We start from the raw sequence: 7,138 nt of genomic DNA, 5'->3' as shown, positions 1-7,138 counted from the left end.
GCGGAAATCTGTTTTTCCCAAGCGGCGGAAAAGCTCGTCGGGATCTTCGGCGGTCGGGATCAGGAAGGGTCGGACAGTGAAACGGCCTTTGCGTTCGCGGACAATCTTCGCGGCGGCGTTGCGTCCGGGGAGGTCACCGTCCAGCAGGAGATACAAGCAGGAGGTCTGGCGGGCGAGTATCTCTGCCTGCCCGTCGGTCAGTGCCGTGCCGCAGAGGCCTACCGTGTTGCAGTAACCGGCGGCGTGCATGGCCAGCACATCTTTGTAACCTTCCACCAGAAAGACGAAACCGGCTTTGCGGATCGCCTCGGCGGCACGGTGGATACCGTAGAGCGTGCGGCTCTTGTCGAAAAGGGCATTGTTGGCGGAGTTGATGTATTTCGGGGAGTCGGAAGCAGGGGCTGGGGCGTTGCCGTCCCTTCGCCGTGCTCCGAAACCTGTCAACAACCCTGTCTCGTCGTGGATCGGGAAGATGATACGCCCCCGCATGGCACGGAAAGCGTCGGGAACGAAGGCCGGGGCGAGGCCGACACCGAAGTCGAGCCAGGTGGGCGACAGTTCGCTGTGGCCGGAAGCGAAGGGAAGGAGGGAGCGGAGGAAAGTCTGCTGTTCTTCGGATAGCTTTTCGGGATGGCTCTGACACACCCCCTGCCCCCTCTCGGGAGGGGAAGGGTTACTCTTTGTCTCACAGTTGTTTATCGTATCACGATGGCATTTGTCTCCCCCCAGCTTCTTCACTGCATCGGCAAACGAGCAGTGTTCCAGCCCCATCACGAGCGTGATCACATCGCCTCCCGCCCCGCAGGCATGGCATTTGAAAAACTGTTTGCCCACATGCAGCATCAGCGACGGATGATGATCGTCGTGAAACGGACACAGCATCTTGTAATTAACACCTGCCTTCTGAAGGCTTCCATAACGTGCGGCCACCCGTTCGATCGGGTTGGCGGCTTTCAATTGTTCGATATTCATGGTAAATTGTTCTTTTTGTAAGGATAAATCTGTGTCAGGCAATTATTGTAGCGGAAGCGGATTTCGCCGGTGGCCCCGTTGCGGTTCTTGGCGACGAAGAGTTGGCCGACACCATGCAGGTCTTCTCGGGTCTTCGGGTCGTAATATTCGCGGTAATGCTCCGGGCGGTACACGAAAGCGATGCTGTCGGCGATCTGTTCGATCTCGCCCGAGTTGCGCAGGTCGCTCATCACCGGGACATGGTCGGTGCGCGCTTCGCAATTGCGGTTGAGCTGTGCCAGCAGTACGCCCGCCACACCGGCCTCCATCACCAGGTTCTTGATGCGCCGGCACACGTCGCCCAGTGCCAGATCCATCGTGTCTTTCACTTCGCCCCGGCCGGCAGGGTTTATCTGTATCAGGTTCAGGTAGTCGATGATGATAAGGTCGAGAGCCAGCCGGCGGTGAAGCGCCATGGTCTTGGCACGTATCTCTTCGAAGTTGCACCCGCTGCAATAGTTCAGAAACAAAGGCAGGCGGTCGAGTTCTTCGCTGGCCGTGTCGAGCCGGGCCCGTTCGTCGGCATTCAGTTGTTTGAAACGCAGTTTGTCCGGCTCCACGCCACTCATCGTACAAAGCAGGCGGCTTATCAGCTGCCGTTCGGTCATCTCGAGGCTGAAGAAACAGATCCGCTTCCCTTTTCGTGCCGCCGACAAGGCCATGTGCAGGGCCAGTGCCGTTTTTCCCATCGAAGGACGTCCGGCCAGCACCAATAGTTCGCCTTTGAAAAGTCCGCCCAGGCAACGGTCGAACTCGTCGATACCTGTCGTCACCTGTTGCTCTTCGCCGGCGGCACGGGCCTGTTGTTCGCCATAGATTTGTTCCAGTACCTGCCGGCTCACGTCGCCTGCCCTGCGGGTGGTGCTGCTCACGGCGAAAAAGTCTTCCAGCTTCTGTACCCCTTTGTGGATACCGCCCAGGAGCGACACTACGTCGACGGCCGGGTCGTGCGCCCTGAGGGTATGAATGATTTGACACAACTGCGTGCAATGCCTGTTTTCTCTTCGATCGTCCGGTAGGTGGTCACCCATTCGCCCCGTTGGCAGGGGATGCAGAGCCTGCTTACCCTGATTATTCCGTCGGCGAAATAGGCATGGTAGAGCAAGCAAAGAAATAATTTGCCGCGTAAGCGTCTGACTGCATTGTCTGAATAGATATCTTCCAGAATGTAGTTCGGTACTTTCATAAAACCTTTTGAAAGTAGCTTAAGTGATTTAAGTTTAGACTGTTTCATGTCGATGTTTTTATAGGTTATACATGCTGTTTCTTTTCACGGACGATCTCACGGACGATCTTCGGACGATAAAAATTGTTTGTAAGTATAGGTCTTTCTGTTCGTTACGAGCCTTTCGGAAAGGACTTCGGACGATCTTCGGACGATCTCACGGACGCTCTCTTAATATAATAAGACTTATTTCTTTATAAAGACATAAAGGAGCTTTCGCTTTTCGTTTACAAACATACAACAGGGGGCAGGAATCCGTATAACCGTATTTTGGGGAGTCAAGGCGTTGATAATAAGAGCTGTATTGCTTGAAAAATGGTCTATATACCCAAAAACAGGTAACTGTCGTTACCAAAAAAATGAAAAAAACACCTCTCCCTGATTAAATACTAGATATTTTTTTCGATATGCGATGACAAATCTTTGATCTGCTTATAAATCTCCTCATACTGCGGATTTTTATTTTTGAGCCGGTTGATCATTCCCGCCTGGTCGTAATTAGTATCGAGGATGCAGACCAATATGCGGGCAAGTCGTTTGATCGTCATCTTGCCCAGGTAGCCCGATAAGCGTGCGGCGTTCATTATTTCGATCAGGAATTGTTCCCAGTCCTTGGTTTGTATGCGCAGATGATCGGGTAGAACCTCACTGCACCCGGAATTGTCAGCCAGTTCGCGGGCAAAAGTCTCGAAAAAATTATTTTTAAAGGCTAACATCCTCTTTTCAGGATGTTTAAGGTTTAATAGATAGCTGGCAGTCTCGTTAAGTACCTTTTTTCTGTCAGTTTGATGTTTCAGGTATTGTTTGTAGGCTTTAAATGATACCTTGTTTTCATCAAAAAAGTTTACCGTTTTTGCGTTGTTCATGATTTTGTAAAATTGATGGGAGAGGTGTTTGGTATGTATTTGTTATTTTTTCGACAAAACTTCGAATACCTGTTTTGGCATGCTATAAGCCTGTTTATTACTATTGTGTCACCGATTTGTCACTAAAGTGATGAGGACACAACACTACTATGCTGTCGAAATGAATACCATATATTGTTGCTTATTATTTGCGGAGAGGAGACTTTGAGGAACGGAATGTCCGTTGCAAATATAATTTATTTTTATTATCCGCAATAAAAAAATGAAGTACGAAAATGCTGTTGGAAGAGAAGATTTGGCGTTTAAAAAAGGGAGGAGAAAAGGGGGGTAGTCTTAGAAGAACTATGTCCATTTAGGAAGAAGAGATCTTAGCAATGAAGGGCATTTAATATATATTTACACCTAGAAGAAAAGTTTCATTACATATTATAGTACAAGAAAAATGTGATGGAATGCTATCACTCAATCGATAATAATATCAAATTATTTCCTATAAGACTTGTTTAATTCATAATTTTTACTTATATTTGCATTGTTATATAAAATATTAATCTCTCGGTAAAATGATTTTATTAGTTATTCCAAGAGAGGAAAAGCTAATTTACCGATACACTAAGTATCAAATTCCGGATCATATTTCAATTAAATGATACTTAGTTTATACCCTATTTTTAATTATAGCTATATATACACATATTAAGATTATGATAATCAATGATTTTAGTGTATATATTATCATATATTAAAAAAGTGTCATAGTTCTTCTAAGACTATGTCTACTAAATTGAAACAGCATAAATATCTAGTTAATCCGAATTTAAACAAGTGTGTCTATGAAGAAGCGATTTACAATGACCTTGCTATTCTTCTTTGCAAGTCTAAGCATGGTAATGGCCCAGACAATGAAGGTGACCGGAACGGTTACTTCGGGCGACGACGGCGAACCGATTATCGGTGCAACCATTCTGGTGAAAGGAACGAATATCGGAACTATTACCGATCTGGACGGAAAATTCTCCTTGGATGTTCCTGAGAAAAACAAGATTTTGCAAATCTCTTATGTTGGTATGACTATGCAGGAAGTGGCTGTAAAGCCGCAGGTTATAGTTGTACTTCAGGCGGATGTGACAGATCTGGATGAAGTGGTGGTTACAGCACTTGGTCTGACACGTGAAAAGAAATCGCTCGGCTATGCTTTGCAGGAAGTGAAAGCCGATGAACTGACTAAAGCCGGGCAGTTGAATGTGGCAAGCTCGTTGGCAGGTAAAGTGGCCGGTGTGCAGATTACTTCTGCCGGCGGACAGGTAGGTGCTTCGCAACGTATCGTTATCCGCGGTAACTCTTCGCTCGGAAGTAATGAGCCGTTGATCGTTGTGGACGGTGTGCCTATTGCCAACGACCAGTACCGTACGGATCAGGCGGTGGATTATGGTAGCGGTTTGCAGGATATCAATCCGGAGGATATCGAGTCTATCTCTGTTTTGAAAGGAGGATCGGCCGCCCTTTACGGTATGCGTGCCGGTAATGGGGTAATCCTGATCACTACCAAATCGGGTAAGATGAAGGATAAAGGCATTGAAATACGCTATGACGGGCATTTCGCCGTAGACCAGATGTATAACCTGCCGAAGATGCAGAATAAATACGGACAGGGTTACGAAGGTAGCGAATACGACTATTCGCTGCGTCAGGCAAATGGCTTTGCGGGATCTTATCAGGACTTTGCCACCCAATACGGTTTTGCTTATGGTGGTGTGAACGGCGGTGCCGACGAAAGCTGGGGGCCACGTTTGGATGTGGGCCTGATGTTACCGCAGGTGAACAGTCCGATCGTCGACGGTGTGCGCCAAGCTACTCCATGGGTATCGCAGCCTAATAATATCAAGGATTTCTTGCAACTGGGAACTTCAATGAACCATAATCTTTCATTTCTCAGCCAGACGGAAAAAGCGTCGACACGTGCTTCACTCGGTTATCGTGACCAGACCGGTACGATTCCTAATACCGACCAGAAGCGTTATTCGGCCCAGTTGAATACACAGCTGAAAGTCAACAAATATATCGATTATGACCTCTCTCTTAACTATACACGAACCGAAAGCGATAATCTTCCCCAGGGAGGGTATAACGAAGGGAATCCGATGCAGTCTCTTATGCAATGGTTCGGACGCCAGGTAGATATGAAAGATTTGAAAGAAAACTGGGATAAGACCGATCCTGTTACCGGAAAGCCTTATTCATGGAATCCGGACTATCATCAGAACCCTTATTATACGGTGAATAAAAATCTGAACAAATACCAGCGTAACCGCTTGTTCGGAAAGACCTCCTTATTTTATAAACCGTTTGAATTCCTGAAATTTGAAGGTCGCCTGGGATATGATTATTATGATACGCAGGCTAACCAGCATTATGTTTACAATACGGCCTATCCAGACGGATGGTTCCGCCAGTATAACCAGAAGCAGACGGAGTTGAATGCTGACTTCATTGCTTATTTCAATAAAAATATTGCCGACTTCTCCATCAATTTGCTGGCTGGTGCGAACTACCGGAATGTGAATTGGGAAAGAGAAGCGATCGGAGGTAACATGCTTACCGTACCGGGCTTGTTTACTATGGGGAATGTGAAAGGTAGCCCTATTACCGAACAGGATCATTCACATATCCGTTCAAACAGTATCTATGCCTCGGGATCGTTTGGCTACAAGAGCATGCTTTATTTAGACATAAGTGTGCGTAACGACTGGAGTTCGACGATTGAAGATCCGTTCTTCTATCCCTCTTTCAGTGCAAGCTGGATACCTACTGCTACCTTCGAAGGGTTACAGTCGGATATTCTGAACTTCTTGAAGATCAGAGGTGGATGGGCGAAAGTCGGTTCGGCTACTTCTGCTTACCGGTTGGGTAAGTACTATGGTGCGGTGTCCGATCGCATTTTCGGTAATTCGCAGTTTGTGTTGCCGTCGGTTTTCCCACCGTCCGGTTTGCGTCCCGAGTCGGTGAAAACAGGTGAAGCCGGTATCGAAGCCAATTTCTTCGATCATCGTCTGGGAATCGATCTGGCTTATTATCATAAGATCACGACCGACCAGATCATGGAGGTTGCTACCTCTAAGGCGACCGGTTATAACAGTATGTTGATCAATGCAGGAAAGTTGAGAAACAAAGGTTGGGAATTGCAACTGACCGGGACTGTGATCCGCGAAAAGGATTGGGATTGGACATTGACGGTGAACTGGTCGAAAGATAAGAGCAAGATTGAAGAACTGTATACTGATCCGGTAACAGGACAGTCGCTTACACAATATACGATCGGTTCCGAATGGAGTACCTATCTGTATGCCAAACCGGGTGAATCGTGGGGCTCTCTCTACGGAACAGGTATGATTAAGAATGAGAAGGGTGAATATATTGTTGGTGCGAACGGTCTGCCGAAGACGGAAAGTATGAAGATTGGTAGCGTGTCGCCCGACTGGCTGGCAGGTTTCCGTAGCGAACTGCGTTGGAAAGACCTGACATTTGGCTTCTTGCTCGATTTCCGTAAAGGTGGCGATGTTTTCTCCGTGAGTCAGATGTGGGGTAGCTATACCGGGCTTCTCGACTATACGGCTGAAGGGGATGTTCGTGAAAAACCAATCGTTGTCGGAAAGGATGTACTGGCCGATATGGGTACCTTCGTGAAAGAAGACGGTACACCGAATGATCTGACAACGGATGCAAAGTCTTTCTTTTACTCTTACTACTTGAGTAATCGTCAGTTAAATGTGTTCGAAGGATCTTATCTCAAGTTGCGCGAAGTGCATCTGACTTATACCTTCCCGAAAGAACTGATGAAAAAGACACGCTATATCAAAGGTGCAAACGTATCGCTAATCGGCAACAACCTGGCGATCCTCTGGTTGCATTCTTCAAACAAAGCGCATATCGATCCGGAATCGAGCACACGAAGCGATAACAACGGAGTGGGTCTTGAGTCGGGCTCTTATATGCCTTCACGCAGTATGGGTATTAAAGTTGGTCTTACATTTTAAAA

General features: G+C 47.2%; 5 protein-coding genes. 1 reads left to right on the top strand and 4 read right to left on the bottom strand.

Annotation, left to right across the window (positions count from 1 at the left end; genetic code table 11):
* The 4 genes from QZ076_RS16665 to QZ076_RS16650 form a co-directional block, all read right to left on the bottom strand.
* Window positions 1-972 (bottom strand): CHC2 zinc finger domain-containing protein (locus tag QZ076_RS16665; RefSeq protein WP_293714914.1); only part of this gene is annotated, 972 nt, incomplete at its 3' end.
* A complete protein-coding gene (locus QZ076_RS16660; RefSeq protein WP_293714913.1) occupies window positions 969-1,991 on the bottom strand; it encodes a DnaB-like helicase C-terminal domain-containing protein in 1,023 nt (340 codons plus the stop codon). The genes QZ076_RS16660 and QZ076_RS16665, both read right to left, overlap by 4 nt.
* Complete coding sequence (locus QZ076_RS16655; protein WP_293714911.1) at window positions 1,940-2,245, bottom strand: hypothetical protein; 306 nt, start codon at window positions 2,243-2,245, stop codon at window positions 1,940-1,942. The genes QZ076_RS16660 and QZ076_RS16655 overlap by 52 nt, the downstream gene beginning before the upstream one ends.
* 380 nt (window positions 2,246-2,625) lie before the next feature.
* Window positions 2,626-3,102 carry a hypothetical protein gene (locus tag QZ076_RS16650; RefSeq protein WP_293714909.1) on the bottom strand — a complete coding sequence of 159 codons (477 nt, stop codon included), beginning with the start codon at window positions 3,100-3,102 and terminating at the stop codon, window positions 2,626-2,628.
* Window positions 3,103-3,935: 833 nt separating this feature from the next.
* On the opposite strand from QZ076_RS16650, the gene QZ076_RS16645 reads away from it, so the two are divergent.
* Window positions 3,936-7,136 (top strand): SusC/RagA family TonB-linked outer membrane protein, encoded by a 3,201-nt coding sequence (locus QZ076_RS16645; RefSeq protein WP_293714907.1) that lies wholly within the window; start codon window positions 3,936-3,938, stop codon window positions 7,134-7,136.
* The last annotated feature ends 2 nt before the right edge of the window (window positions 7,137-7,138 follow it).

The sequence above is a fragment of the uncultured Parabacteroides sp. genome (assembly GCF_905196875.1).
Lineage (GTDB): Bacteria > Bacteroidota > Bacteroidia > Bacteroidales > Tannerellaceae > Parabacteroides.
This window is presented reverse-complemented; position numbering and strand designations above follow the sequence as displayed.

Excerpts from the sequence above, each read along its gene's own strand:
- QZ076_RS16655 (WP_293714911.1), bottom strand. The coding sequence starts at position 2,245 with ATGAAACAGTCTAAACTTAAATCACTTAAGCTACTTTCAAAAGGTTTT.
- QZ076_RS16650 (WP_293714909.1), bottom strand. The coding sequence starts at position 3,102 with ATGAACAACGCAAAAACGGTAAACTTTTTTGATGAAAACAAGGTATCA.
- QZ076_RS16645 (WP_293714907.1), top strand. The coding sequence starts at position 3,936 with ATGAAGAAGCGATTTACAATGACCTTGCTATTCTTCTTTGCAAGTCTA.